At 35.1% G+C, this 26,711-nt stretch carries 23 protein-coding genes and 1 riboswitch; of the genes, 12 read left to right on the top strand and 11 right to left on the bottom strand.

Translation table 11 applies throughout. From position 1 onward, the window contains the following. Positions 1-477 precede the first annotated feature (477 nt). From HHU12_RS05690 to HHU12_RS05670, 5 genes are all read left to right on the top strand, one after another. Complete coding sequence (locus tag HHU12_RS05690) at positions 478-1,698, top strand: ATP-binding protein (protein ID WP_169655787.1); 1,221 nt, start codon at positions 478-480, stop codon at positions 1,696-1,698. Between the two features lie 14 nt (positions 1,699-1,712). After that, complete coding sequence (locus HHU12_RS05685; RefSeq protein ID WP_169655786.1) at positions 1,713-2,324, top strand: hypothetical protein; 612 nt, start codon at positions 1,713-1,715, stop codon at positions 2,322-2,324. Positions 2,325-2,462: 138 nt separating this feature from the next. Then, entirely contained in the window at positions 2,463-3,122 is a 660-nt protein-coding gene (locus tag HHU12_RS05680; protein WP_169655785.1) for a hypothetical protein, read from the top strand. Then, positions 3,119-3,673, top strand: a complete 555-nt coding sequence (locus tag HHU12_RS05675) for a hypothetical protein (protein WP_205959790.1) — start codon at positions 3,119-3,121, stop codon at positions 3,671-3,673. Before HHU12_RS05680 ends, HHU12_RS05675 begins: the two co-directional genes overlap by 4 nt. Positions 3,674-3,696: 23 nt before the next feature. Further along, complete coding sequence (locus HHU12_RS05670; RefSeq protein ID WP_169655783.1) at positions 3,697-4,263, top strand: hypothetical protein; 567 nt, start codon at positions 3,697-3,699, stop codon at positions 4,261-4,263. Positions 4,264-4,358: 95 nt separating this feature from the next. On the opposite strand, the gene HHU12_RS05665 is transcribed toward HHU12_RS05670, so the two are convergent. The 4 genes from HHU12_RS05665 to HHU12_RS05650 all read right to left on the bottom strand — a co-directional run bounded on the left by HHU12_RS05665 (position 4,359) and on the right by HHU12_RS05650 (position 9,538). After that, entirely contained in the window at positions 4,359-5,426 is a 1,068-nt protein-coding gene (locus HHU12_RS05665) for a YncE family protein (RefSeq protein ID WP_169655782.1), read from the bottom strand. Between the two features lie 6 nt (positions 5,427-5,432). Then, the gene (locus HHU12_RS05660; RefSeq protein ID WP_169655781.1) at positions 5,433-7,379 is read right to left on the bottom strand and encodes a TonB-dependent receptor; all 1,947 of its coding nucleotides are present in this window, start codon (positions 7,377-7,379) and stop codon (positions 5,433-5,435) included. Beyond that, complete coding sequence (locus tag HHU12_RS05655) at positions 7,372-8,511, bottom strand: InlB B-repeat-containing protein (protein WP_169655780.1); 1,140 nt, start codon at positions 8,509-8,511, stop codon at positions 7,372-7,374. The genes HHU12_RS05660 and HHU12_RS05655 overlap by 8 nt, the downstream gene beginning before the upstream one ends. A 70-nt stretch (positions 8,512-8,581) precedes the next feature. Continuing rightward, positions 8,582-9,538 (bottom strand): InlB B-repeat-containing protein, encoded by a 957-nt coding sequence (locus tag HHU12_RS05650; RefSeq protein WP_169655779.1) that lies wholly within the window; start codon positions 9,536-9,538, stop codon positions 8,582-8,584. A 120-nt stretch (positions 9,539-9,658) separates the two neighbouring features. Then, a riboswitch (cobalamin riboswitch) is annotated at positions 9,659-9,841 on the bottom strand. A 342-nt stretch (positions 9,842-10,183) separates the two neighbouring features. Between HHU12_RS05650 and HHU12_RS05645 the strand changes: the two genes are divergently transcribed. The 5 genes from HHU12_RS05645 to HHU12_RS05625 all read left to right on the top strand — a co-directional run bounded on the left by HHU12_RS05645 (position 10,184) and on the right by HHU12_RS05625 (position 15,079). Then, positions 10,184-12,403, top strand: a complete 2,220-nt coding sequence (locus HHU12_RS05645) for an NADP-dependent isocitrate dehydrogenase (RefSeq protein ID WP_169655778.1) — start codon at positions 10,184-10,186, stop codon at positions 12,401-12,403. A 355-nt stretch (positions 12,404-12,758) separates the two neighbouring features. Then, positions 12,759-13,370 carry a class I SAM-dependent methyltransferase gene (locus HHU12_RS05640; protein ID WP_169655777.1) on the top strand — a complete coding sequence of 204 codons (612 nt, stop codon included), beginning with the start codon at positions 12,759-12,761 and terminating at the stop codon, positions 13,368-13,370. Between the two features lie 42 nt (positions 13,371-13,412). Next, the gene (locus tag HHU12_RS05635) at positions 13,413-13,946 is read left to right on the top strand and encodes an OmpH family outer membrane protein (protein ID WP_169655776.1); all 534 of its coding nucleotides are present in this window, start codon (positions 13,413-13,415) and stop codon (positions 13,944-13,946) included. Between the two features lie 74 nt (positions 13,947-14,020). After that, positions 14,021-14,536, top strand: a complete 516-nt coding sequence (locus HHU12_RS05630) for an OmpH family outer membrane protein (RefSeq protein WP_169655775.1) — start codon at positions 14,021-14,023, stop codon at positions 14,534-14,536. Between the two features lie 36 nt (positions 14,537-14,572). Further along, positions 14,573-15,079, top strand: a complete 507-nt coding sequence (locus tag HHU12_RS05625; RefSeq protein ID WP_169655774.1) for an OmpH family outer membrane protein — start codon at positions 14,573-14,575, stop codon at positions 15,077-15,079. Positions 15,080-15,154: 75 nt separating this feature from the next. Here the strand turns inward: HHU12_RS05625 and HHU12_RS05620 are convergent, their stop codons facing one another. The 7 genes from HHU12_RS05620 to HHU12_RS05590 form a co-directional block, all read right to left on the bottom strand. Further along, entirely contained in the window at positions 15,155-16,267 is a 1,113-nt protein-coding gene (locus tag HHU12_RS05620; RefSeq protein ID WP_169655773.1) for a DEAD/DEAH box helicase, read from the bottom strand. 228 nt (positions 16,268-16,495) lie between these two features. Next, complete coding sequence (locus HHU12_RS05615) at positions 16,496-16,966, bottom strand: hypothetical protein (protein ID WP_169655772.1); 471 nt, start codon at positions 16,964-16,966, stop codon at positions 16,496-16,498. Between the two features lie 159 nt (positions 16,967-17,125). Beyond that, a complete protein-coding gene (locus HHU12_RS05610; protein WP_169655771.1) occupies positions 17,126-17,992 on the bottom strand; it encodes an NHL repeat-containing protein in 867 nt (288 codons plus the stop codon). 149 nt (positions 17,993-18,141) lie between these two features. Further along, a complete protein-coding gene (locus HHU12_RS05605; RefSeq protein ID WP_169655770.1) occupies positions 18,142-18,927 on the bottom strand; it encodes a helix-turn-helix domain-containing protein in 786 nt (261 codons plus the stop codon). 18 nt (positions 18,928-18,945) lie between these two features. Then, positions 18,946-19,656 (bottom strand): LuxR C-terminal-related transcriptional regulator, encoded by a 711-nt coding sequence (locus HHU12_RS05600; protein ID WP_169655769.1) that lies wholly within the window; start codon positions 19,654-19,656, stop codon positions 18,946-18,948. A 161-nt stretch (positions 19,657-19,817) separates the two neighbouring features. Next, positions 19,818-21,143, bottom strand: coding sequence for an NCS2 family permease (locus HHU12_RS05595; RefSeq protein WP_169655768.1), 1,326 nt, complete (start codon positions 21,141-21,143; stop codon positions 19,818-19,820). 29 nt (positions 21,144-21,172) lie between these two features. Then, complete coding sequence (locus tag HHU12_RS05590) at positions 21,173-21,958, bottom strand: hypothetical protein (RefSeq protein WP_169655767.1); 786 nt, start codon at positions 21,956-21,958, stop codon at positions 21,173-21,175. Between the two features lie 590 nt (positions 21,959-22,548). Here HHU12_RS05590 and HHU12_RS05585 point away from each other — a divergent pair. Beyond that, positions 22,549-24,426 carry a WG repeat-containing protein gene (locus tag HHU12_RS05585; RefSeq protein ID WP_169655766.1) on the top strand — a complete coding sequence of 626 codons (1,878 nt, stop codon included), beginning with the start codon at positions 22,549-22,551 and terminating at the stop codon, positions 24,424-24,426. Positions 24,427-24,605: 179 nt separating this feature from the next. Next, positions 24,606-26,567, top strand: a complete 1,962-nt coding sequence (locus tag HHU12_RS05580; protein ID WP_205959789.1) for a hypothetical protein — start codon at positions 24,606-24,608, stop codon at positions 26,565-26,567. The last annotated feature ends 144 nt before the right edge of the window (positions 26,568-26,711 follow it).

Below are 26,711 nucleotides of genomic sequence, written 5' to 3'. Positions count from 1 at the left end.
TTATCGAAAAAGTTTTACCACATTCCTTACATTTTAATCGGCCTTGTTTAAAATTATGACCAATTATATTAACTTTATTGTAGTGTCCTCGAGCATGGCAGTGTTCGTTTACACAACAAAAATCCTGAGTGTTTATTTTCATTGTAATACAAATTACTTACTCAGGATTTTATTTTTTGATGACTAACAACACTTAACTAGTGTGCTACCTGTCTGATTGAGGAAATGGTTTTTAGGACTTTAGCAAACTCAATACTTAATAATAAAACACAACTAAAGATGATTCAAACTAACGGTCAAGATTAATCTCTTAAAACATCTTTTTTATGGATAGAAGATGTTATTTCAAACTATTATAAGAATAAGGGAAGTTTCATACTCAGTTCAACGCCTCCCATTAATGAGGGATCTCCTTTACAAGAAGTTGTTAAGACAAATGATCTTTGCGATGATGAGATTAAATTATTGTTATTTGCAATGTCATGGGAACACCGTCCTGAGATTTTTAAAGATTTTATTGATGCATTTTCAGAAACAGATTTTAGAGTAATAGTAGGTGGGTATTTAAATACACAAACACAGTTTTACATACCTTCAGTAAGAACTTTCTTGAAAATTTTCTCAAAAGATATAGAAGATCATCATCATCTTTATTTAAAACTCTTTACTTCTCAATCGATCTTGATTAAGAATGGAATTATAGAGTTAACTGAAATAGGGGAGAATGAAGATGCAGGGATGATGGATAAAATCATTCGAGTAGCTCCAAAATACCAAACATTCTTGATGGGAGGAGATACTCCCACGCTGGATCATGAGGTAGATTTTCCTGCTAGATTACATCAGTCTAAACTACATTTCAATGATGTAGTACTATCTAATGAAACGAAAAAAAATATAAAGCCTTTGGAGAGGTTACTTAGAGTGAGGCCTAAACTTAAGGAGCTTTATGAAATTAAGAAAAGAGTAAGTACCAATCATATTGTTGTATTTTCAGGATCACCGGGAACTGGTAAAACCCTTACAGCGACTACACTTGGTCAAAAATATAATATGGATACATATGTACTTGATTTGTCCAGAGTATTATCCCGATATGTTGGGGATTTCGAAAAGGCAATGGAAAAAGTATTTGATAGACTAGATGGTCAAAATTGTATTTTATTTATTGATGAGGCCGATTCCATTTTCACTAAGAGAAATGAACAGGTCAATGAAGCCAAAGATAAATATTCTAATCAGGAAATGTCTTACCTGTTACAACGTTTAGAACGTTTTGATGGGGTAGTGATTTTAGCTAGTAATGTGCAGGATATTAGAATGCATGTTGATAAAGCAATGATGCGAAGAATTTCGTATATAATTGAATTCCCTTTTCCACTAGTGGGAGAGAGACTCCAATTATGGGAAAAGTCATTGCCTGAAAACTTCACCTTTAAAGATAATTGCATCTCTGAGATTGCGAACAACTTTCAATTATCAGGAGCCAATGTATCTTCTATTGTCTCTGAATTACTGATTGAGGCTGTTGATAATGAAATAACAGAAATACCTCGTGAAATGATTGAGAGTGGGATTAAGAAGGAATTCTTGAAACGTGACTCAAGGTTTATGGTATGCCCTGATCAATCTCCTGGGCCACTTTTAGTAGAGCAACGCCTTGGAAGAGCTGCAGTTCATAATGGAAGAAGAATGTAATAATCAATTGAAAGATGAGAAGTTTAGCAGTACAAGAAAAAAAGAAATCTCAATCGAGTTCCTATAGGTTTAAAGCAAATTCAGCTTCGCCAGACGTAAAGAACCATGTAAAAGGTTTTGGTGGACAAGAGGGTAAGGATTCTGATAAAAAAACAAAGAAAGAAACGCTTTTAGATCAACTATTAAAATTAGAAAAAGAGGGAGAAGAACTAAGATTTACTCCCACTCAAATAGCTGAAGTTCGAAAACAAATAGCAGCGTTGACTTCCGTTGAGGAACAGAAGAAGTATTACCTTTTGTTGCATAAAGCAGTTGACTATAAAAGTCAGAGGGATAATGAATCTCCTAGTTCAGTGTATGAATTAGAGCACTATGGAAAAACAAAAAGACCTTTAGCTAGAGATTATATGTGTAATCTAACGGTTCTAGCAATGTGTCTTGAATATTTAGGAGTAGAGAATCCAGTGGGTGAAAAAAAGCAACAATTTGAGGATTATTTAGAAACTAAAAGAGTTGAGCTATGTGAAGAATATAAGAAGGAGTTTGATAAAGAGCACCCTCTTATTAAAGAAGTTTATAATGAAGCAATGTTAGAACTAAATCAAAAAAAACAAAAACTTGCTTAGGAAATAATAAGCGAATTAGGAAATGAGGAATTTATTGAGTTCGTAGGTAAAGCACCAATTACCCAGCTATCAGAAGAGATAAAAGAAAAGGAAATTGGTAAAATAAAAGGGACGGCCAAAGAAAAGGAAAAAATAATAATGAAGTGGCGTAGTTATTATTATGCTTATACTTCTCAATATTTTGAGGATTCAGGTTCTTTTAAGGGCTTTGATTATACTCCTAAAGATGAACGTAAACTATCAGAGAATTTGTATTTTAAATTGATGGATATTTTCTTAGACGAAGAAAAAACAAAAGCAAAATTTAATTATGATGTAAATAAACTAATTTTGAAATACTATGGTAGTACTAGTACAGAAGAGTTAGCAATTAGAACAAATTCCAATGTTTGGAAAAAATTAGCAGCTGATTTCAACGTAAATACTAAATATGTGAAAATTGAATCAGGAAAAAAAGAAAAAATATTGCCACTTCAAGAAGAACTTGAAAAAGGAAATGCAGTTTTGCTGTCAGTTTTTTCAAATGGTTCAGGTAAAGGCCATATTGTACGATTACAAGAAATAAATGATGAGGGAATAATTGTAGATGATCCTTATGGTGATGTTAGTGAAAGATTAGAATTAAGGGAAAATAAAAAAAGCGGATATTATAAAAATGGCTTGAAAGATCAAAGAAATCATCATAGTAAAAAATTAAATCAGCCTAAAATGGGAGAAGATAATTTATGGAAGTGGGAAAATTTAGAGAAAACAATTATTAAATATGCACATATATACAGTAAACAAGAGAAAAAATGAGAATTAAAGAACAATTTATCCTTTTTCTATTTGTCTTTTTTTTATACAATATAGCAATGGCACAAGAAATTGTACAATTTGAATCAGGTAAAAAAATCTCTTACAGGGAGGAAGAATGGATGGAGCCTTTTGTAACTATTCCATATCTTAAATTATCCCCTAATAGTAGAGAGTTTGATACCCTTCAATCCATTTACTTTTCAGATGTTGTACATAATGATAGTATCTATATTTTTGGAAAAATAAATCCTCAATTATACATTTCAGCATTACCTGAGGGCTATTGTGCGATCTCTTTAAATGAAGAAAATGAAATTATGGATGTGAAATCATTATCCTATTATTCGAACCCCGATTGTGATGAAAAAATATCAACAGTTGTGAATGATACGACTTTGAGTGTGATATTTTTAGATGGTTATAAGAGAAGATTAGAAAAATATACTCTTGTTCAAAGAGACCATTATTTTGTAAAAAAAGACAGTAGGGTTATAAAAACATTTTCATCTTTTGAGGAATGGGAGTTATTTTACTTTCATTATGAAGATTAAGCTAATCACTAACAATTAAACTTATGCGAAAACTGCAATTTATCTTTTATGTGCTTCTCTCTTTTTTATCATTTGAAATAAAAGGACAGGATAAAGATATCAAAAAGTTAGATGCAGGAACTACAATAAGTGCAAGGGAGGAGTCTCTGGAAGGTTTTCATATCAATGTTCCTCAATTTCCGATTTCTGAAACTAACCTTAATTATAAAAGTGACAGTATTATCTATTATAACAATTGTGTTGGAGAGGATAGTGTTACACTTTATGGAAGAATTAACCCTTTTCTTTTTATAGTTGCTTTTGGAGATGCATATGGGGTTTTGTCTTTAAATGAAAAGAGTGAGATAATGGATATTGATCAAATATCTCTTTTCTCGAGTCCTGATAATGATGGGCTTTATACAAAAATCATCAATGATACTACTTTAAAAGTAACTTATTTAGACGGCTACAGAAAAAGAGTAGAAAATTACACCCTTGTTCAACGAGATGGCATACTGGTGAAGAAAGACAGTTCTTTTACAAAACCAAAAGCAACATTTGATGAATGGGAAGATTTTTATATCCATTATGACCGAAATAAAGATTGATTTTTCAGAGAAGAAAAGCATGCAATAATGATAAGAGATAAGCAACTGTAATTGGAAAACTCCACGTTCAGTTGCTTAATACACTACTTATTATTTCATTGAAAAACGATCTCATTCGGAATTACCCCCACTTTAAAAGAATCCAGCTTTACACCTTCCTGGTTGTATTTGAAAATCCACCCTTTTTGAACATAATCGATGGCGTCTGCTACATAGATATCATTGTTGCGTGGTGAAACGCCTAACCCATAGAATAGGCGTTTTTCTTTCGGGATAATGGAGTAAGGTGAGGAGGCTTCGATGGGCAGGGCAAACACATCTTTCTGGATATAGTATAAAATATCTTTCTCTTTATTGATACGAAGCCTTGAGGGCATACTTAGATAATCATTGGCTGAAAGGTCGAATGTTTTAATCACTTTAAAAGTGTTAGGGTCTACCTGAACAATGGCAGGGGAAAGTTGTACTAATCCACCGTTGCAAAGCACCCAGATCTTATTATTTTTATCTACTTGCAAATCTATAGGACCAAAAGGAAGTGCTAGACTATCTACTACTATATCAGTTTTAGCATTGATTTTTAATAAGAATTGTCCTCCTTTTCGGTTGTCGTATACAGTTCTAGTCTGAGTCATATACACAAAATCATCCACTCTACACATTTTCTCAGTCCAACCTGTAGTACCAACCTCTTTTTCAATAGTATTTGAATCAAGATTTAGAACATAAAAACGGTCTGCGTAAAGTTCCGTTATATAGGCCTTATGATCGTTTACAGGTAAAAGATATCGTGGACTGCTTCTAGGTATTTCCACTCTGCCGATCCATTTTGCTGTTTTGGTTTCTATAATATCTACTCTTGCTGAATTGTTGACGCAGATATAGCCTCTCTCTCCAATAATAGTCATGGATTGAGCAACATTTCCCAATTCAAAATCATTTCTTTGTTTATAAATTTCCTCATATACGCTGTCCGATTCGTACTTTTTGAAAGAGAGCGTACCATGTCCCCAGTCAAAATTTCCTTCATTTACTACAAATAACCCTTCTTCAAAAGTAATTTCTTCTGGTATTTCAGGACTATCGGAAATAGGCATACTGTCCTCAACAGTATTGCATGCCCAAAGTGTGATAAATAGGAAAATTAGAATCGAAAAACGCATATTTGATTAAAGTTTATAAGTTAATGTGAGTTGGTATACTCGGCCAGGCATAGGTTTTCTGGCGATGGATTGATAGTGGAAAGCGAAAACATTCTCGATTCGAGCTTTTAAGTCGAACCGATGTTGACGAAAAGAAAATTGTTTACCTAAACTGAAATTTGTGAGATAATAAGGAGGTAAATATTCGCTTCCATCCGTCTGTGTTAATCGCTTTCCGTATATCTGTTGTTCTACTATCCCGTACCAAGACTTATAATTTGCCTGTATATAACCTTGTGTACTGAAGATAGGGGTATATATTAATTGTGTTCCTACTGATTTGTCCAATTCATCATAAGCTTCCAAATTTTCTGACTTTACATAGGATACCGAAGCATAACCAATCAACTGCCAGTCATTTTTATGGTAGGTCAATTGCAACACCTGTTCGATGCCACGACTGTGTACTTTCTTTAAGTTTTCAGGACGCCATAAATTACTGACTGCCGGCTTCCAGACGATCCAGTTATGAATAATAGAACTGAATGCTGTAATATCATAGGTTAACCTCCAGTTGTTTTTCCATTGAGATTGAATACCAAAAGTTCCCTCATAAGTCCATCCATGTTCAGGCAAAAGGTCTGGATTTCCAACAGGGTACCAATAGCGGTCATTCAAAGATGGAGCATGGAAGTTTTTAGAAATGTTGCCCCTCAGACTATATGTATATTTTCCTTTTTGATTCCATTGATATTCCAATCCAATGGAAGGCAAAATAGGTTTTGTATCACCATCAATCCACTGCTGTCTTAAAAGGAAACTCATAGACAGTTGGTCTGTGGGGAAATAATCAAAACCACCATATAGATCAAATGTATTTTGATGTACATCAATGGTGCTTGAATCCGTTGATGCTTGGTATTGATTACTGTGTATATTATCCCAAGCATAATCATAACCGCCCCTCAGAAGCAACTTGTCATTGATTTGAAAAGAAGTTCTGAGGTGAGATTGGTATTGATAAGAATGAGAATCAGAGTTAGTAGTTTTGGGAGGATCATCATTATTCAATAGTTTCTGATACCACAAATAATCATGAATAAATGCGTGTGTCCAATCTATTTTTAGTTTTTCATAATTGACTTTCCATGACAGCAAACCTCTCAATGATTCATCTCCTTGTTGAGAATCTCCATATCGGTTGTCCATGGAAGGCGTTAAATTTCTTTCGCTGTTTTGATACCATAAATTACCCTGCAGTAGATGATTATCATTGATTTTATAACCCACTTCTTGCAGTGCACCATATTGTATTTGCCCAGAGTGATCATTGGTCCATACAGGACTTCCAGGCTGTAAAGGGTTTTTAAAGTCGAAAAGGTTTTGAGCGTCTTTGTAAAATAATTTTGTGGTACTGCTCCATTTTTCGTTGGAGAAGGAAAAACTGCCATTTGTAATAGAATTTTGTAATGTATTGTAGGTTTGAGAGAAGATAACTTCTTGTTTCTTATCCCAGTTTAATTTGCTATTCATCTGAATGCCACCACCCAGTCCACCGGTGCCGTAAAGCAAGCTTGATGCACCATAATTGACCGTTACCTCATCTGTAAAAGCCACTGGAAATAGTGAAAGGTCAACCTGACCCAGCATAGGTGAGTTCAGGTTGATGCCATTCCAATACACTTGGGTGTGACTAGCACCCGTGCCACGGAAAGAGGGAGTTGCCGTACCTCCCGCTCCGTAGCTTTTTATAAATATGGGGGTGTTTAATGTTAGTAATTCACCTAAAGAAGCTGACAAATACTGATCAATTTGCTCCTTGTCAATTTTAGTGTTTTTGAAACTGACTCTTTCAGGTATGCGTTGCCCGATGATCTCCACTTCACTGAGGTAAGTGGTAGAATCAATCTGCGCGTGCACTTGTGAAAGGCAGAAACAAAAGATCAGTAGAAGTCTAAACTTATAATTATTCATCTGTTGTAGGAAGTAGACTGAGGTCTGCCGCTTTAACAATTTCTGGAGAACGCTCTCCAAGCCAGTGTGCAATTTCTGTAGTTGCTGTATAGACCTTTACAAAGTCTATTGCAATAAGTTCTACTTTATTTCCGTCTGCATCTACGGCATTGCTGATATCGAAAAGGTCAGCACCTCTTAGAATTCCTTCGTTTTCATAGCCTCTGTTGTCTGCATAACCCCAATCATAGGCAGGATTGTGATAATATTTCCACTCTCCCATGTCTTCAAACCAAGTATTTGATTTTAATAAAGTCCCTGTGAAAGTAATTTCATCTTCTACATAATCATTAGGGAACATAGGATGCTCGTGGAAAGGTTTGACAGGATTAAAATCCATTTCACCTTCGTTTTCTACATCACCGTACTTCTCTTTATATTTAATAAGGTGTTGATCATCGTCAGGTCCTGGTTTATAGTAAGTAATTGAATAATTGTGAGTAGTTTCATCTTTGTAGTATTCACTGCCAGCTAATTCATACCAAGGTTCATCATCATCTGCAATGCCATTGTGATTCAAGTCTTGACATACCATTACGATACCTGGCTCACTATTGTCTTCAAAAGGATTACCATAAATAGCAATGTCATCTCCTTCACCATTCATAATAGAGTGGTCGAATTTGAAAGTAACACTACCACCGTAAGTACCCAATGAGATAAATTGATAATTGTCGCCAATAATTAGTTCTTTTGATTCTTCAATACTTACATAATTAATAAATTGACCAGGTGCAGGAGAAAAATCTAATACCTCGGTGATGTATGGAGTAGCGTCTGGATTGATGATAGGAGAGTAGATGTCTTTCCAATCAGCAACAAGCGTAAACTCTTCGGTTACAGGCTCACCAAAATTGTAGGGTTCGTTATTTTTAAACCACCCCATAAACTCAGAATCTTCCAATGTTGGATCGGTTGGTTTAGTGACTGTATCTCCCGGGATAATAAATTGAGTTTCTACAGAAGAGCCTCCAAAGGAGTCAAATTTAACTTCATGTAAAACAATTTGATCTTCTTGGGTTTCACAAGCTGTGAATCCAATAATAAGAGATAAGAATAAAAGTTTGTTTAGTTTTGTAAGTTGTTTTCTCATTGTTTGAAAAGTTTTGTAATGTAGCTATCGCCCCAAAGGAGCAATAGCTAACAGAGCAAATATCCATTAATTAAATACTGTCAGAGAATTGCAAGTTTTCATCTCTTAATACAGAGATCACTTTGCCGTCAACTTCAATTGTTCTAACATATTTATTTTGTCCTAACATTGCTTCTACCTTAGCAACGTAGTCTTCTGTTACGTCATCATAAGTACCTTCTTCAGTACCTAAAGTCTTGATAGCTATAACAGTTTCACCTACTGTTACAGTCAACCCTTCTTCAGCAGTGAATGTAACTTCTCTTACATTACCTCTTACTACTTTATTAAAGTATTCGATGCCATAACGCATTGGTGCTAACCACTTTGCACCATTGTAAGCACCTGTACCTGTTTCATCAAATTCCTCATTTCTACCATATCCAAAACCTAATTGAGGAGAAGACATATATACATCTTTCACGACATCGAAAACAAAAGTCTGTCCTTCGATGTGAGCATCATCTTTTGTGAATTTTAAAGGGAACGAGAACATACCAAAATTGGAATGATCATAGAAATCTTTTGAAGAATTACCTTCAGGGTCAGTGATAAATGCTTCTGTTCCCCATGCCCATCCAAACATAAGGTAATTGATTTGAGCTTTAACAACCATGTGCTTATTAGACTCCATTGCAATGAAATCTTCATGAGAGATCATTTGGTATACTACTTCAGTTTTACCAACTTCATAAACACGCTTGTAAGTTGCTGTAAGTGTAAAACCTTCTGATACTGTTTGGTTGAAGTCATAAACGACATCATCTTTTGTCCAAGCGATAAATTCAGAACCTTCAAGAGTAGGATCGGCTGGTTTTAGTACAGTATCACCTTGAAGAACCAATTGAGATCCAACAGGAGTGCCTTCATTTGCATCAAAATGAACTTCGAATAAGGCTAATTCTTCTTCTGTTTTATCACAGCTCGTAAAACTGACTGCGAAGATTAATAAAATAAGGTTGATGTAGTTTGTAAGTCGTTTGTTCATTACGAATAAAAATTGTTTAGCAACAACTTACGGGGAGGAGATATACACCAAAAAGTGCATACGTGAGCATTAAGCAAAAAAGCAGTAAATACCTCCAACTTTATTCCCGAAGTTGTTTCGATTAGTAAATTAAAATTGGTAGGTCTCCTGACTTTCTCCTTTGTTACTCCTTCTCATTCAGATTAAATGAATAATGGTTTTCTGTAACAAAGTTTTGTTTGAGATTTACAGTTGCGGGTACAGTCCTAGAGTTTCACTAGGTTCCCTTTTATTCTTCTCAGAACCAATTATGACACAAAATTGCAGGGTTGTTTTAAGAGTTTTTATGATGTAAGTCAGTGTTAACATATGATTGATAATAATGTAATTAGTGAACGAATGTTAAGTGATTCGGTGATTTTATTTTAAAAAATAAATGAAAGCCCAATTTAAAAATCTTCAAAAAAAGCGGTATTTGACACTATTTTGTGTCTTTTTAAGATAAAAAAATTGCTAAGAAAATGATTTTTGTTCTGATTTTATAAACATTTATTAAATTTGCAACTTGAAAATTAAGAATGCTCTTGGAAAGAGTAGATTTAATTAAACAAAACAACAAATTTCGGCAGCATTCAGTGTGTTTCCCTATCACATAAGAAAAAAGACATGGCAAAAGCAAAAATTATTTACACCAAAACAGACGAAGCACCAGCATTAGCTACCTATTCGTTTTTACCAATCGTAAAAACTTTCGCAAGTGCAGCGGGCGTTGAAATCGAAACAAAAGATATCTCTCTAACAGGACGTATCATTGCTAACTTCCCTGAGAATTTGACAGAGGATCAAAAGATCGGAGATGCTTTGGCAGAACTAGGTGCTTTGGCAAAAACGCCAGAGGCAAACATCATCAAGTTACCAAACATTTCAGCTTCAATTCCTCAGTTACAAGCAGCAATCAATGAGCTTCAAGCTTTAGGATACAATATTCCTGATTATCCGGCTGAACCTGCTAACGCGGAGGAAGAGGAAATCAAGAGCAGATATGCAAAAGTTTTGGGTAGTGCTGTAAACCCTGTATTGAGAGAAGGAAACTCTGACCGTAGAGCTCCAAAAGCAGTGAAGAATTATGCAAAGAAACACCCTCACTCAATGGGTGCTTGGACAGCAGATTCTAAATCACACGTGGCAAGTATGCCTGCTGATGATTTCTATGGCAGTGAGAAATCTGTTACTGTAGACAAAGCAACTGATGTTAGCATTCAGTTTGTAGGTGCAGATGGTTCAACTTCTGTGTTGAAAGAAAAAGTAGCTCTTTTAGAGGGTGAAATTATAGATGCTTCAGTGATGAACGTAAAAGCTTTAAAAGCATTTATCGCTGAGCAAGTGGCTGACGCAAAAGCACAAGGTGTATTGTTCTCGTTACACATGAAAGCAACAATGATGAAGGTTTCTGACCCTATCATTTTTGGTGCGGCAGTAGAAGTATTCTACAAAGATGTATTTGAGAAGTATGCTGATTTATTCAACGAGTTAGGCGTAACTGCTACTAACGGTTTAGGTGATGTTTATGCGAAAATCGCAGGTCACGAAAAGCAAGCTGAAGTAGAAGCGGCTATCGAGGCAGTTTATGAAACTGCTCCTGATTTGGCAATGGTAGATTCTGACAAAGGAATCACTAACCTTCACGTTCCTTCAGATGTGATTATTGATGCTTCTATGCCAGCAATGATCCGTACTTCTGGTCAAATGTGGAACAAAGCAGGAAAGCAGCAAGATACAAAAGCGGTTATTCCAGACCGTTCTTATGCGGGTGTTTACCAAGCTACAATTGATTTCTGTAAGCAAAACGGTGCTTTAGACCCAACAACAATGGGTTCTGTATCGAACGTAGGTTTGATGGCACAAAAAGCAGAAGAGTACGGTTCTCATGACAAGACATTCCAAATGTCAGCAGCAGGTACTGTAAAAGTAGTTGATGCAGCAGGTACTGTATTGATCGAGCAACCTGTAGGTGAAGGTGATATCTTCAGAATGTGTCAGGTGAAAGATCTTCCAATCCAAGATTGGGTGAAATTAGCAGTGAAGAGAGCAAGAGCAACAGGTACTCCTGCTGTATTCTGGTTAGACGAAAACAGAGCGCATGATGCTCAATTGATCGCAAAAGTAAACAAATACTTAGCAGATCACGATACTGACGGTTTAGAGTTATTGATCAAAGCTCCAGTAGCAGCGACTCAATTCTCATTAGAGCGTATCGTAAAAGGTGAAGATACAATTTCAGTAACAGGTAACGTTTTAAGAGATTACTTGACTGACTTGTTCCCTATCTTAGAAGTAGGTACTTCAGCGAAGATGTTATCTATCGTTCCATTAATGAACGGTGGTGGATTATTTGAAACTGGTGCAGGTGGATCAGCGCCTAAGCACGTTCAGCAGTTCATCAAAGAAGGTTATTTAAGATGGGATTCATTAGGTGAATTCTTAGCCTTAGCGGTATCATTAGAGCACTTAGGTGAGACTTTCGACAATCCTAAAGCAAAAGTATTAGGTGAAGCGTTAGACGTAGCTACAGGTCGTTTCTTAGACAATGACAAGTCGCCAGCAAGAAAAGTAGGTGGAATTGACAACAGAGGTTCTCACTTCTACTTAGCTTTATACTGGGCACAAGAATTAGCGGCTCAAGACAAAGACGCTGAATTGAAAGCACAGTTCACTGAGCTAGCGAAGGAGTTGACAGACAATGAAGAGAAAATCAATGCTGAATTGATCGGTGCTCAAGGTAGCCCTCAAAGCATTGGTGGTTACTACCATCCTTCATTCGATCAAGCTTCTAAGGCAATGCGCCCAAGCTTTACATTAAATGATGCTTTAGCACAGCTAGTATAATTTAGTTGTAGCAATACATATTTCAAACCCTGTCTTGCAAAAGGCAGGGTTTTCTTTTTTTATCGGAACTGCTGTACTTTTTCTTGGATGATGTTTGGCTGTAATAGTACTTTTTTTGGAATTGTTCTTTTGAAATAAAAGAGCTGAGAATTCGTTATTTCAGTATATACTAAATATATGTAATTGAATATTAGATTCTTTCATGAACCTTTTGTTCTGTGTTGGTATCATGGAGTTTATTTGCATTATTTTTGTATATATTAAATAGCTGTATTTATTACAATTAAATTAGAACTCCTCATTTCAATATTATATTATGGTAGCGAAAGATAGTAACGCTTCATTCTATTCAAATATGCCGCTCAAAATATTTAAAGGTTTTGCCGAGAAAATAGGTTTAGCAAACGGTGAAGATGTTGATCAGATATATGAAGATATAAAAGATAGTGCTCTGCTTATCGAATTTGGTTCAGGATACGGGAGAGTGATCAAGGCTTTAAAAGCTAAGAATTTTAAAGGGAAAGTAGTTGGGATAGAAAGAGTACATGAATTAACTGAAGTTTTAAAAGAAAACGCCGGAGAGAATATCACAATCATTGAAGACGATTTGTGTTATTTGGATTGGCACAGAGAAAAGGCTGATACCATTCTTTGGATGTGGTCTGGAATTTTAGAATTGACGCCTGAAGATCAGGAAGAAGTCATTAAAAAAGCCTACAATATGCTAGTTGATGGCGGAAGATTGATTATAGAATGCCCGTTTAATGATTCTATTTCTAAAGTGGGAATGTTATCAAATGATAAAAAAATTGTCGTAAAAGAGTCTTGGGGTGTCTTAGATGCAACTCTTGTTGAAAGCAATGATATTGAAAATTACTCCTCTAAGGCAGGTTTTTCATCGCATTCTCTTCTGAAATATGAAACGACTACAAATTTGACAAGAGCCATTTATACATTGATAAAGTAAAATTTAATAAGCATATTTGACGAAATTTATGCTGAAAAATATATGAAGAACTTACTCCTTATTAGTCTGTTCTTTTTGATCAACGTTCCGTTAGCATCAGCGCAAAGGTTTGGCTACATTGATTCACAAGTAATCATAGAGTCACTGCCTGAGTATAATGAAGCTGAGGAAAAACTAAAAAAACTAACGGACAAATGGTTAAAAGAGCTAGATGAAATGAAAAAGGAGACGGAAGACCTCGAACGTGCTTACACACATGAAGAGATCTTGCTCACTCCTGAAATGAAAGCAGAAAAGCTTGAAGCCATTGCTAGTTTAAAACATGAAATGAGAGAATTTCAAACCAGTCATTTTGGGTACGAAGGACTTTTGTACTCTAAGAGAATGGAGTTTATGAAACCTCTTCAAGACAAAATAGCAAAGGCTTGTGAGGCTGTAGCTAGACAAAAAAAGTTAAATTTTTTATTTGACAAGGCTTCAGATATAACTTTAATCTACTCAGATCCACGTTATAACTATACTGATTTCGTTTTAGACGAACTTGGGGAGGGAGATCCTGAGGATTCTCCAAGATAATTTATATTTTTGCAAGGAAAACCGTACTAATCAGTTTAGTGTTTTTATAAATAAACAGAGAAATTAATTACGCAATGAAGAAAATCTTATTCGCGCTTTGGTCGTTGATGATGCTATCTTCAGTGGCAATGGCTCAACAAAAAGTAGCCTATATCAATGAGGATAGTGTGATTACTTCTATGGCAGAGTTTAAAACGCAGCAGAAGATTATCGAATCTTACGCTAAGCAGTTTAAGACTCAGATAGAAATGAAGCAACGTACTTTGCAGGAGAAATATCAACAGCTAATGCAAGGTCAGCAAACAATGGCACCTGCTGAGATTCAAGAAAAAGAAAAAGAGTTACAGGCTCTTCAACAAGAAGTTCAGGAATTACAACAAAGAGCTTCACAAGGTATTAATAAAAAACAGGCGGAAGCAATGGAGCCTCTAATGAAAAAATTAGAATCACAAGTTGCCGCAGTAGCCAAAGAAGGTGGATATTCTGTTGTTATAGCAAAAGGTGTTATGGCTAGAATTGGTGCTTTCCTTATTGACGCCAATGGAGAAGACATTACCGGAAAGGTAATTGCTAAAATGAACGGTCAATAGTCAAATTAGTTTTTTAGAACTCACAAACGAAAAACAATGAAATTAAAAGTAATATTCGCATCTTTATTTGCAGTGATGCTAATGAGCTTCTCAAATGAAAGTGCAGCTCAAACTAAAATTTTTGCTTACGCTAACCTTGATAGTGTAGTAAGATCAATTCCTGAATTTGAAGTTAAAATGAAGGAATTGGAAAGCTACCAAAACCAGTTGTATACTTCTATGCAACAGCAAGAGCAAGAATTTCAATCAAAATATGCTGATTTCCAACAAAACCAACAGAATTGGTTACCAGAAATCATTCAACAAAAAGCTCAAGAGTTAAAGTTGTTACAAAGTAACTTACAAGAGTTCCAACAAACAGCTCAACAGAACTTTGCTAAGCGTCAGGATGAAGCAATCACTCCTCTACGTTTAAAAGCAGAGGCTGCTTTAGCTGAGGTAGCAAAAGCACAAGGATATCAATATGTATTGCCTATCGAAATGTTATTATACAACGATGGTGCTGACGATATCACAGAATCTGTAATCCAGAAAGTAAAGTAATTTACTTTTCTATATATACAAAAAGGGCTGAATGTAAATTCAGCCCTTTTTGTTTTTATCATAGTTCGCAGGTTATTAATCAAAAATCTGCTCCATTGTAATACCGAATTCGTCTTCAATCTCATCCAGCTTACTCAATTCTCTTTTACTGACAATACACAAAGATACGCCAGTCTTTCCAGCTCTTGCCGTACGACCACTTCTGTGTGTAAAGTATTCAGTCTTATCCGGTAATTGATAATGCACCACATACGCAAGGTCTGCAATGTCAATACCTCTTGCCGCCAAGTCAGTAGCCACCAAAATCTGCAATTTATTGCCTTTAAAAGCACGCATCACTTTGTCTCTCTCTTTTTGATTAAGATCTCCATGAATAGACTCAGCTTTAAACTGCTTGCCATGCAATTGTTTTGCTACTTGCTGTGCTTCCGCTTTCGTCTTAGTGAAAACTACACCTCTTGCATCACCTTGCTGACGGATAAACCAGTTCAGTGTTTCCATCTTCTGCTTTTGCTCTGCTAAGATGTACTCAAACTTGATTTTTTTATTGATTACATTGAAAGGGTTCACCTCAATACGGTGAGCGTCCTTTGCCATATGTTTCTTAACGATCTCTTTAATTCCCTCAGGGAAAGTAGCAGAGAACAACCAAGTTGCTTTTTTGTGTGTAGTCAAGCGTAAAATCTTAGAAAGATCTTCTTTGAAACCCATGCTCAGCATCTCATCAGCTTCATCCATGACTACTGTCTTTACATATGACAGGTCAATAGCGTTTCTGTCTACCAAGTCCAATAAACGGCCTGGAGTAGCTACAACAATCTGTGTAGGGCGTTTAAGGTTGTTGATCTGCTGATCTAAAGATGCACCACCGTAAACCGCTTCACAGAAGATTTTGTGATAATACTTCGTAAAACGGAAAAGTTGTTTCTGTATTTGCTGTCCTAACTCTCTAGTAGGAGATAAAATCAATGCTTGTGGTTGAGGGCTTTTAGGATTGACCAATTGAAGCAGAGGTAACCCAAAAGCGGCTGTTTTACCTGTACCTGTTTGTGCCTGTCCAATAAAATCTGTGCCCTGATTTAATAAAAATGGGATTGATTTTTCCTGAATAGACGTCGGTTCTTCAATTCCATTTTCTTTGAGTGCTTTGATAATCGCACTCGAGATTCCTAATTCCTTGAATGTCATTATGATTGTTTTTAATGCTTTCGGGTGCAAAGGTAATCCGAATAATTGGGATTCCTTTAGAAATTAGATGGATATATACATTCTTTAAGAAGAAAGGAAAGAGAAATAATATATGCATAGATCATAAATGTATAAAATCAGGTATTAAAGTAGGGGAATTTAAATACTTCAATACCTGATTTCATTTTGGTCGTTGTATTGACCGTTTCTTTTTTAAATGCCTGATTGTTAAATCCTATAAACGTTCACCCACTCTATGTAGATGATCTTAGGGTTGTCTTCAAACATTTCCGCCGGAAGTTCAATTTCAACAAACTGACCATCCTTTGCCAATCTCTTTTTCTCAGCACCTTTGTAAGTGCCAATGTACTGATTGTTGCCTACGCCTGCTGCATGGAAGTGTTCGAACAAATGCTCTTTATCTAAATTGGTGTACGCCTTGAAACCTTCCAAACGGGGAAACGGAAGTTTTACTTTTATTTCTTTCGGCCATACATTTCCTTCAGGCAGTGTAATAGTGCCCTTGCCAATATCAGAGATTTCTTCAAAGACGACTACTCTTTGTAAATCATCCCCAACTATTTCCACTTTATGGAAACCTTTGGTTGCTTCGTAGCTTAGTGTAGTGTTGATCTCTTCAGAACTATTACATCCTGAAAAAATCAGAAGAATAGCGAATAGTGTAGATAATTTTCTCATTAAGTAATACAAGATATACTGAAAGACTTTACATGTCTCCTTAATATATAAAATTTCTAAGAATATTTTGTGGATTTTGAATAATATAACAAAAAAAGAGTGATACTTATCATAAGTTCACTCTTTTTTAATCAGTCTTAATAAGAAATTTCAAAATTCTTAATAACCTAATTTTATGATGTTTAGATTGTTGGCATACTCGCTGGCAATGGCCAATTCATTTGTTCTTTTGATATAGATCATTCCGCTAGGTCCGTCACTAGAAGATTGTATAATACGAGGTTCTCTAGAAAGTGCACTATTGATTTTAATAATCACATTTTCCTTATGGTCTGCCCCCCAAGCGGTCAAATAGTAGCTCATAGAACCATTAAAAGTAATATCTTCCAAGTAAGGGAAGTCCGTAACTTTCAGCTTCAGTTCTGCTTTCTTAGTTTTAGGAGAATAAGAATACACGCCACCTTCAGTTTCCAATGAACTTAGAATTAAGATATCCTTTGATTTTTTATCATAATAAACTCCAGTAGGTGAAGGAACATCAGCAGTGATTACCTCTACCTCTTCTGATTTTATATTCACGCTAAATACTTTAGAAACTTCTTTGTCTGAAATATAAAGAAGACTTCCGTTGCAAGTGATAGCATGTAAAGCTTTAGCTCCTTTGACTTCAACATTAAAAACCTCATCGTTATTTTTAATATTAAATCCTTTTACTCTATTGGAATCCGCTACATATAAAGTACTGCCTAAAATAGTGACACCCCTTGGGTGTGCCAAATCTTTAGTAACGAATACAGCCCCCCCTCTTCGGCCTCTTTTGATGATGCCATGATTTCCTGATGAACTGATAAAGAATAATCCAGATTTTTCATCAAAAGCAATATCATGTGGCGATTGAAGTTTTGCGTCTGGATCGGCTGAAAGTGATTTCTTATTTTTTTTATTTTTCTTTGCTTCTTTGTCTTGTCCCGAAACGGTACTAAAAAGAGATAAAGTAATTAATAAACTGAATAATAATTTATACATCTTGTTAGATATTAAGTCTATTTGTGGAGTCTTTCTTTCATGCAAATATAATAGAGAATTCAATGAAGCATAAATTTTCAATTGTGATTTAAAGTTAAATCAACCACTTTCACCCCCTCTATTATCGGATTCAATCCAATAGTAAAGCACTAGATCAAGTTTTGCTTGAACGCTTCTGTAGCAAGATGAATAATATTTTTCTTGTTATTTTTCTTAATCATATTCTTCCTATGCCTGTTTACTGTTTCAACAGAAATATCCAACGCTTTAGCCATATCCTTGGTGTTTAATCCTTGAATAACAAACTGTAAAATTTCAAGTTCCCGGTTGGATAAATGAAGCTGTGGAATTTTCCCTTCATGAAGTTTGTCTTTTAGTTCATAATGGTATTCTTCCTTGTCTTTCATATTGTAGAAAGAAATTCTATTATTCTGTTCAATCAAAGAATGTGAAATATCAGTTACTACAGAGAAAAACTGTCTGATTCTTCCATCTTCGATTTTTATGGGAATATTATGTTGCAGATAGGATGTGATTCTTTCGTTTTCTCTTTTCACCCTGAATACAAAACTTGAACGGAATAAGAAGGGGTCTTTCTCATTGAATAGGGCTAGGTGTTTTTTGAAAGTAACATCAATAGCATTCATGTAGACGATTCTATCTTCTTCAAGCAACACTTTATCAAGGTCCTGAAAAAGATAATCTAATGATGTAGGTTCTTCCGGCACTTCATATTTCACACCAGTGTTTTGTAATAACGTAAAAGTAAGATCATCAATATTGATCAGAAATTGTAATGACTTCCCAGGTAAAATATAGTCATCATCCGTTCTGAACGATTCATTAATGAAGTTTTTATTTTGTAAAGTTTTAATGTAGTAATCACGGTTCTCTTTGTATGTTTGTTGAATTTGTTCGATAAAATTGACTATCATTTCATCTAATTTTTGATTTTAAAAGATTTTTTGAAGTATAGCCTTCTGAATAGCCACCATTATATTTGAGGTGTTTGTTTTGGAGATAATATTTTTTTTGTGAGTGGAGATAGTATGAATACTAATGTTCAACATAGAGGATATTGAATTATTTGAATAACCTTCAGAGACAAGTTTCAGTATTTCAATTTCTCTTTTCGACAGATTACGAATAAGAATGCCTTGCTTTAAACTTTCTAAGCTATCCACTTGATAAAAAGAAGGAAGACTATGGTCATGAGAAATAAAGCTCATATTGAATGCCTTGTTTTTATCGTATTTTTTGTGAATAATCTGATTGTAAGCTAGAACATTTTTTGCACTGCCGTCTTCATTAAAATCCAGAATTCGTACCTGTACAAGACATGGATATACATTTCCGTTTTTATGAAGTAAAGGGTAGTAATAAAAAGTGGTGTATTGGTTAATATGCTCTCGATAGTTGATCACAAAATAAGTGAGCAATTCACCTAACGTCTTGACAATAGGTCCATAATCCTCTATTGGGGTAAGAGAAAAATTAGAATTGTATAAAGCTTCATCAATAGCGTATCCAGTCTCCTCTGTAAATGAAGGAGATAAGTATTCAAATCTTAACTTATTGCAATCAAAAATATAGTGAAAAGTATTGTTGCCAATACTTAAAAACTTTTTGTGATCTTCTATGATATTTTCAAAATCTACGGGCATGCTAAAATAGTAGGGGGTACCGTAACAAAGTATAGAAAATAAGAGTGATAATAACTAACCAATTGTAAAACGTAATATTAATGATAATAGTTTAATTATACCAAAAAAGCCGGCAATATTATAAAATATATTACCGGCTTTAATGTTTCTATTATACAATGTTATGAGATTGCAGAAATGTAGAGATTTATAGCTGAAAGAAGGCCAATCACCCACATCACTTTTGAGATTCTTCCCACTTGTCCTGTACAAATAGCAATGATCAAGTACGAAAGGAAACCAAAAGTTAAACCGTTACTGATACTGTAAGTCAAAGGCATAAGTATGATCGTTAAAAAGGCAGGAGCACCTTCCACCAGATCATCAAATTTAATTTCTTTGATATTTTTAAACATATAAATACCCACCATTACCAAAGCAGGAGCAGTGGCAAATGCTGGAACAATAGTCACTACAGGTGAAAATAATAATGCAATGGCAAATAACGCAGCGGTAAATACAGACGCTAATCCTGTTCTGGCACCTTGTGAAATACCTGAAGCTGATTCGATATACGTTGTTGTTGTTGAAGTACCTAAAAGTGAGCCAATTACTGTAGCCACTGAATCCGCTTCCAGAATTCTACCAATTTTAGGAATATTTCCTTTGCTGTCGACCATTTTTGCTTCATAAGAACAAGCCACGATTGTACCTACTGAATCAAATAAATCTACAAACATAAATGAGAAAATAGGAGCAATAAACGCCAAATCCAATGCCGACATGATGTCAAGCTTAAAGGCAATTGGAGTAATTGATGGAGGTACCGAAATGATAGATTCCGGCAAAGCAACTTCACCTGCAAACATTCCTACGATAGTCATAACAACAATACCTATAAGAATACCGCCTCTAACTTTCATTGTTTCTAAAACTACAATAAATACTAAACCTAATAACGCAATAATTGTAGGTGTGCCCAAGTGGCCCAAAGATACCAAAGTAGCAGGGTTAGATACCACAAGTCCCATTCCTTTGAACCCAATAAAAGTAATGAAAAGACCAATACCTGCAGAAGTAGCTAAACGCAATGAAAGCGGAATAGCATTGACAATTTTTTCTCTAACACCAAGTACAGTCAATAAAATAAAAGTGACACCAGAAACGAATACAATACCTAATGCAGTTTCCCATGGCAAACCTCTGCCTATTACTAAGGCATAAGTAAAGAATGCATTTAGTCCCATACCAGGAGCCATAGCGAAAGGAACTCTAGCCCAAAATGCGGCTAATAAAGTACCAATAAGTGCAGCAACACATGTAACAGTGAATAAAGCACCTTTGTCCATTCCTGCATCTCCCAGAATACTTGGGTTTACAAATAAGATGTACGCCATAGTAAGGAAGGTGGTGATACCGCCAATTGCTTCCGCACGTACCGTAGTATTGTGTTTTTTTAAGTTGAAGAAGTTTTCAAGAAAACCTCCTTTTTGATGACTTGCTTCCATTGTTGGATTAAATTTTTAATTGACAATAATTACCAAGTAAGACGAACGGCTGCTTGAGGAGCTGTAACAGAAACGAAATTGTTGTAGTGCATATACACATCTACACCCACTTCGAGTTTAGTGAATTTGTCTGGCATAAAGTGCTGACCCAAGTTATATAAAACTCTTGGCTGAGCAAGGAAATCTGTTCCCCAGTAGTAATTGCTATTAGGAATGAAATCAAAGAAACCCTGCAAACGGACACCTAGCTTTCTTGATAATGGAATATCATATACACCTGTAATCTGAGCGAGGTGATCAGTGTTACCACCAAAAGTAGAAGCTTTGTAATAAGCCATTAATTTCAAGAAAGTATCATAGTTTGATGTTTTGAAAGTCATACCTACACCACCTAAAAGTGCATAGAAACTAGAGTAAGAAACGTTCAACTGTCCTTCTATTGAGAAGTCTTTAAAGATCCAGAATCCAAGATCTTTACCAGTGATTTTGTTCAATGATAACCAAGGAGACCATTCAGTATATAATCGGATAGGCCCTTTGTGTGTTTCATTTCCATCAAAGTCAGTATCAGGGATCATGTTGTCTGCCGCCATGAAGTTGATAAAGGCATAGTTACCGCCATAACTCCACTCAGAAACGTGATCAAAAGTGATCAGCCACATGTTTCCATCTTCAGTGTTATTACCAAATTGGAAATCCTTATTGCCTGATCCATAGGCTACTTGCCCAAATGTAGAATTGTAATTCTGAGCATTAGCAACATTAAATGATAGTAAAGTAAGTGCGAAAAATACGAAAGATAATAAATGTTTCATATGGAGTTTAAAATAATGAAAGAACAAAAAAAGGATAGTCTTACCGAACACTGCTGCAGGGTTAGACTATCCTTTTCATAATATATAGAGGACGAGAAATGTAATATGAGATATTTTGAAAAAAATACCGATCACCTTCTCCTTTACTTCGTGAAGCATCAATAATTCTTCCTAAAAAGCTGGCAAACATTAAGGCAATTCTGTTTACTTTTTTAGCTTGAAGGGGAAGTTGTATTGAATTGAAATGTCTAGAGTGATTTGAAAAATGAGGGTATAATGGATCATTGTCAAAATAAGCAATATCACATACTTTTCTTGACAAAAATAAATAGGAAACACAGCTTCCTATGATGCCCAAAATTTCATTTTCTTTTTTCAAAATCACACTACTAATAACACTATGTGCAATATTATTAATTTCAATTAAAAGATGAGTAAAAAAATTAAATAATAAATATGAACGAAGTAAGTAATGATAGTATTATTTGGCATTTGTGAAGAATAGATACCAAGACGATAGTTATTTTAACGCGTAAGAGGTTTTATTTAAGTTACCTTAATCCAGTTTAATTATCTTATCACCCAATTCTATGAAATTTTCATTGCTCATTGTTTTCAGTCTGTTCATTTCTGTATTAGTACCCCAAAAGCTCATTCCAGTGGAGAAAAATGGGAAATGGGGGTATTGTGATCAAAATAAACAATTGGTAATCAATTATACCTATGAATCTGTGACTCCTTTTAATGATGAAGACGTTGCCATTGTTTCCAAGGGTGGGAAATACGGAGTAATTGGTAAAGACAATCAATGGAAAGTAAAAGCCAAATATGCAAAGATTAGATTTACACTTCACCCTAATGAGATGATTGTCAGTAACACCAAAGGGAAATATGGTATTCTTACAATTGATGGTGGTAAGCTGTTAGGTTTTGAGTATGATAGTATTAAATCTTTTGATCATAATCATTCTTATTTGGTTTATGAAAAGAATCTTTGCGGACTTTACAATACAAAATTAAAGAAGTGGGATTTGCCTTTGAAATATACCGCCCTCACTTTTAATGAATACGGTATGCTGGAAGCAGTGAATGAAAACATGATTGGTCTGATTGATGAAAATGATTATTCTTCTTTTACCTCATCAGGCATTGTGATGAACAAAACAAGAGGCAATGAGCAATTAAAATCGATAAATTTTGAACAATGGGAGGACTTAACTGTTGTTATTACAAATGATGGGTATAACATTATGAATAAAGAGGGGAAGGTACAGCTAACTGAACATACAGATAAAGTCATAAAAAAGATAGACAAGGAATATTATAACTCACACGGTTTTAAACTCCCTCATAATGCAAAATATATCGCTGGAGATGTAGTATATCTAGAAACAGCTACGCATCAGGTAGAACAGCGCATATTGGATGAATATAAAATTACAGTCCGTGATGATGATGATATTCTTATCAAACATGTTCCCAGCTCTAAAAAGTATGCATTGTACAGGGATGGTCAAAAAGTATCTTATGAGTACGACTCCATAACCACATTTAACAGTGATTTCGTACAGGGAATATCGTACTCCGGTGATGAAAGAGATGTCGTATTATTGCCGGTTACGGATCAAAGTACCTCTAAAATACTACCAGCAGTAGAGGATTTTGAGTCTATTGTCAATTACATTCCCAATGCCAAAGATTCTACAAAAGAATGGGTCATTTTAATGAATGAACAAAAACAGCAAGGTATTTTTGATTTGGCTTCCCAGAAGTATGTAGTACCATTAAAGTATGAACAGCTTTTTATTCCTTTTGTTGAAAGTTATGGATTGGCATTAGTAGGCCACACTGACGATAAATTTGCTTTCTATGATACACAGCTTCAAAAGCAGGTCACTGATATGAAATACGATGCAAATATTTCTATGGAATGCATAGATGAAGGTTATTTGTTCTTAGAAAGAATAGGGCAAGGGGAAGAGTCTATGAGAGTACTGGATATGTACTCGTTGAAGGACAGAAAGCTGATGGACAAAAAGATTGATGGTTACAATATTACAAAAAGAAAGGAGAAAGGAACCGTACACTTTAGTAATAATAACAGCGGATGGGAGACCAACATTGATTATGAATTAAGTGAGTTTGCACCTGATAACTTCGCATATTATTATCTTCAAGATCAAGGAGATGGACAAATTGCAATAGGATTCTTGGATCAGAAATTCAATGTTTTGATCCCACCAAAATATGCCACCGTTTCATTTCATGGTCTTGGCAATCCTTACTTGAGGGTGACAGATTTTGAATTTAACGAAGGAATCATCGATGTGAATGGAAAAGTAATTATTCCTTTAGGTAAATACAGTTCAGTTGGAGCGATGCAAGATGGAATTGCACCGGTGGAAGATATGGACGGAAATACGTTTTTTGTCAATAATAAAGATGAAAGGTACATCGTAAAACCTTGATATTTAACAATGTAATAGTTGTTAATGCGTTACTTACTTCGTATATTAAAATAGAAGAACTCAATATACTCGTATTGTATCCAATTAAAAACAGAAATAACGATACTTTATTTTAACCCATATACTATTTAGACTGTAATGTTTCTCAATTGTACAAAAATTAGAAACATCGTTACATAATGAAACCAAAAAGAACAACTATGAATGCCGCAAATGATCAAAATGAATTCAAAAAGCTTTTTGACTCATTCCGTAAAGAGAAAAGCAAAGCGGAAGAGAAAATCTCATTTTTGGATTATCTAGAGATTGTACAGAACAATAACGATTTGGCCGATCTCGCTCACAAAAGAATGTACAAAGCCATCACAAAAGATGGAGTGTCTCACCTTGACACGGATAAGGATGTACGTCTTCGGAGAATATTTGGTGCACATACCAAATTAAAAAGCTATAAGTTTTTCGAAGAGGAGTTTTTTGGAATAGAAAAAGTATTACAAAAGATTGTACGTTACTTCCACTCTGCTTCACTAAAAGGTGAAGAAAGTAGACAGGTCCTTTTCTTGGTAGGTCCCGTAGGTGCAGGGAAATCTTCTTTGATTGAAAAATTGAAATCTGGCTTAGAAAAACTCAGTCCGTTTTATTTCTTGGAAGGTTCACCAATGAATACCAACCCTTTGTGTGCCATACCGCCGGAACTGCGTCCAGAAATGGAAAGCCGTTTAGGTGTTGAAATTGAAGGGGAACTAGATCCTGTGACACAATTTAAATTGGATAATGAACTTAAAGGTGATTTTACCAAGTTTAATGTGATCAAAAGAGATTTCAGTATCAGAAAAAGACATGGAGTAGGTATGGTACCACCCGTTGACCCTAATAACCAAGATACTTCTGTATTGATTGGATCAGAAGATATTTCAAAGCTTGACCGTTACAGTGAAGATGATCCTAGAGTATTGACATTAAATGGTGCATTTAATGTTGGTAATAGAGGTTTGGTTGAATTTATTGAGGTATTTAAAAATGAAATCGAATACCTGCATGTGATGTTGACAGCAACACAGGAAAAAAGAATTCCAGCGCCTGGTAAACACGGTATGATTTATTTTGATGGAGTCATTTTAGCCCATTCAAATGAAGCAGAATGGAACAGATTCAAAGCTGATCATACTAACGAGGCCATCCTAGATAGAATTGTAAAAATTGAAGTGCCTTATGTATTGGAGATATCTGAAGAGATAAAAATTTATCAGAAAATCATCAATAAATCAGACTTTAATGCACACATCGCTCCTCACTCGTTAGAAATTGCATCCATGTTTGCTATTCTGACAAGATTGAAACCTACCAATAAATGTGACCTTCTCACCAAACTGAAATTATATAATGGTGATGAGGTGACTGAAAATGGTCAGTCGAAAAGAATCAACGTTTTAGAGTTGAAAGAAGAGCATGAGGATGAAGGAATGAGCGGTATTTCTACACGTTTTATAATGAAAGCGTTGGATAATGCTCTTTCTGATACGGAGACAAATACCATTCATCCGATTGCTGTTTTAGATGCCCTGCAGACGAAATTGAAAGAAGAACCGCTGGCAGGTGATGTGAAGAGTCATTATATGGATATTCTGAAAGACATTCTTTATAAAGAGTATCTGAAAATGTTGGAAAGCGATATTACAAAAGCCTTTGTTCATGCTTATGACGAGCAGGCAGAATCGTTATTCCAAAACTATTTAGATCATGTAGAAGCTTATGTGCTGAAAAGAAAAGTGCAAGGGCAAAACAATGAGGAGATGGAGCCTGATTTGAAGTTCTTAGGTTCTATTGAACAACAAATAGGTATTGCCGGAACTGCCGCTGATGGGTTCAGACAAGATGTAATGAGTTATGTAACGCATATTTTAAGACGAAACGGAGCATTACATTACACAAGTTATGAGCCATTGAAAGAGGCGATCGAGAAGAAATTGATGGCTTCGGTGAAAGATATCACAAGAATTATCCTCAAAGCGAAGACAAGGGATGATGGTCAAATGAAAAAATACAATGCCATGGTAGAACAGATGATCTCTATGGGCTACAATGAAGAAAGTGTAGAAGCTGTATTGTCATTTGCATCCAATAATCTTTGGAAAGACTAAGGATTCTAAGAAAAGAGCATGTTGAGAAGCATGCTCTTTAGTATTAGGATGAAGAAATAGAAGCGTGAAAATAGTCTGTAACGATGGTCTTATTTTCAAGCTTCTCTGCTCATCATTTTTTGAAATTTAGAATTAAACTTAGTG

This window comes from Flammeovirga aprica JL-4 (assembly GCF_012844305.1).
Taxonomy (GTDB): domain Bacteria; phylum Bacteroidota; class Bacteroidia; order Cytophagales; family Flammeovirgaceae; genus Flammeovirga; species Flammeovirga aprica.
Note: the sequence above shows the minus strand (reverse complement) of the source record. Positions and strands in the feature narration are given on the sequence as shown.

Excerpts from the sequence above, each read along its gene's own strand:
- HHU12_RS05690 (WP_169655787.1), top strand. The coding sequence starts at position 478 with ATGTCATGGGAACACCGTCCTGAGATTTTTAAAGATTTTATTGATGCA.
- HHU12_RS05685 (WP_169655786.1), top strand. The coding sequence starts at position 1,713 with ATGAGAAGTTTAGCAGTACAAGAAAAAAAGAAATCTCAATCGAGTTCC.
- HHU12_RS05680 (WP_169655785.1), top strand. The coding sequence starts at position 2,463 with ATGAAGTGGCGTAGTTATTATTATGCTTATACTTCTCAATATTTTGAG.
- HHU12_RS05675 (WP_205959790.1), top strand. The coding sequence starts at position 3,119 with ATGAGAATTAAAGAACAATTTATCCTTTTTCTATTTGTCTTTTTTTTA.
- HHU12_RS05670 (WP_169655783.1), top strand. The coding sequence starts at position 3,697 with ATGCGAAAACTGCAATTTATCTTTTATGTGCTTCTCTCTTTTTTATCA.
- HHU12_RS05665 (WP_169655782.1), bottom strand. The coding sequence starts at position 5,426 with ATGCGTTTTTCGATTCTAATTTTCCTATTTATCACACTTTGGGCATGC.
- HHU12_RS05660 (WP_169655781.1), bottom strand. The coding sequence starts at position 7,379 with ATGAATAATTATAAGTTTAGACTTCTACTGATCTTTTGTTTCTGCCTT.
- HHU12_RS05655 (WP_169655780.1), bottom strand. The coding sequence starts at position 8,511 with ATGAGAAAACAACTTACAAAACTAAACAAACTTTTATTCTTATCTCTT.
- HHU12_RS05650 (WP_169655779.1), bottom strand. The coding sequence starts at position 9,538 with ATGAACAAACGACTTACAAACTACATCAACCTTATTTTATTAATCTTC.
- HHU12_RS05645 (WP_169655778.1), top strand. The coding sequence starts at position 10,184 with ATGGCAAAAGCAAAAATTATTTACACCAAAACAGACGAAGCACCAGCA.
- HHU12_RS05640 (WP_169655777.1), top strand. The coding sequence starts at position 12,759 with ATGCCGCTCAAAATATTTAAAGGTTTTGCCGAGAAAATAGGTTTAGCA.
- HHU12_RS05635 (WP_169655776.1), top strand. The coding sequence starts at position 13,413 with ATGAAGAACTTACTCCTTATTAGTCTGTTCTTTTTGATCAACGTTCCG.
- HHU12_RS05630 (WP_169655775.1), top strand. The coding sequence starts at position 14,021 with ATGAAGAAAATCTTATTCGCGCTTTGGTCGTTGATGATGCTATCTTCA.
- HHU12_RS05625 (WP_169655774.1), top strand. The coding sequence starts at position 14,573 with ATGAAATTAAAAGTAATATTCGCATCTTTATTTGCAGTGATGCTAATG.
- HHU12_RS05620 (WP_169655773.1), bottom strand. The coding sequence starts at position 16,267 with ATGACATTCAAGGAATTAGGAATCTCGAGTGCGATTATCAAAGCACTC.
- HHU12_RS05615 (WP_169655772.1), bottom strand. The coding sequence starts at position 16,966 with ATGAGAAAATTATCTACACTATTCGCTATTCTTCTGATTTTTTCAGGA.
- HHU12_RS05610 (WP_169655771.1), bottom strand. The coding sequence starts at position 17,992 with ATGTATAAATTATTATTCAGTTTATTAATTACTTTATCTCTTTTTAGT.
- HHU12_RS05605 (WP_169655770.1), bottom strand. The coding sequence starts at position 18,927 with ATGATAGTCAATTTTATCGAACAAATTCAACAAACATACAAAGAGAAC.
- HHU12_RS05600 (WP_169655769.1), bottom strand. The coding sequence starts at position 19,656 with ATGCCCGTAGATTTTGAAAATATCATAGAAGATCACAAAAAGTTTTTA.
- HHU12_RS05595 (WP_169655768.1), bottom strand. The coding sequence starts at position 21,143 with ATGGAAGCAAGTCATCAAAAAGGAGGTTTTCTTGAAAACTTCTTCAAC.
- HHU12_RS05590 (WP_169655767.1), bottom strand. The coding sequence starts at position 21,958 with ATGAAACATTTATTATCTTTCGTATTTTTCGCACTTACTTTACTATCA.
- HHU12_RS05585 (WP_169655766.1), top strand. The coding sequence starts at position 22,549 with ATGAAATTTTCATTGCTCATTGTTTTCAGTCTGTTCATTTCTGTATTA.
- HHU12_RS05580 (WP_205959789.1), top strand. The coding sequence starts at position 24,606 with ATGAAACCAAAAAGAACAACTATGAATGCCGCAAATGATCAAAATGAA.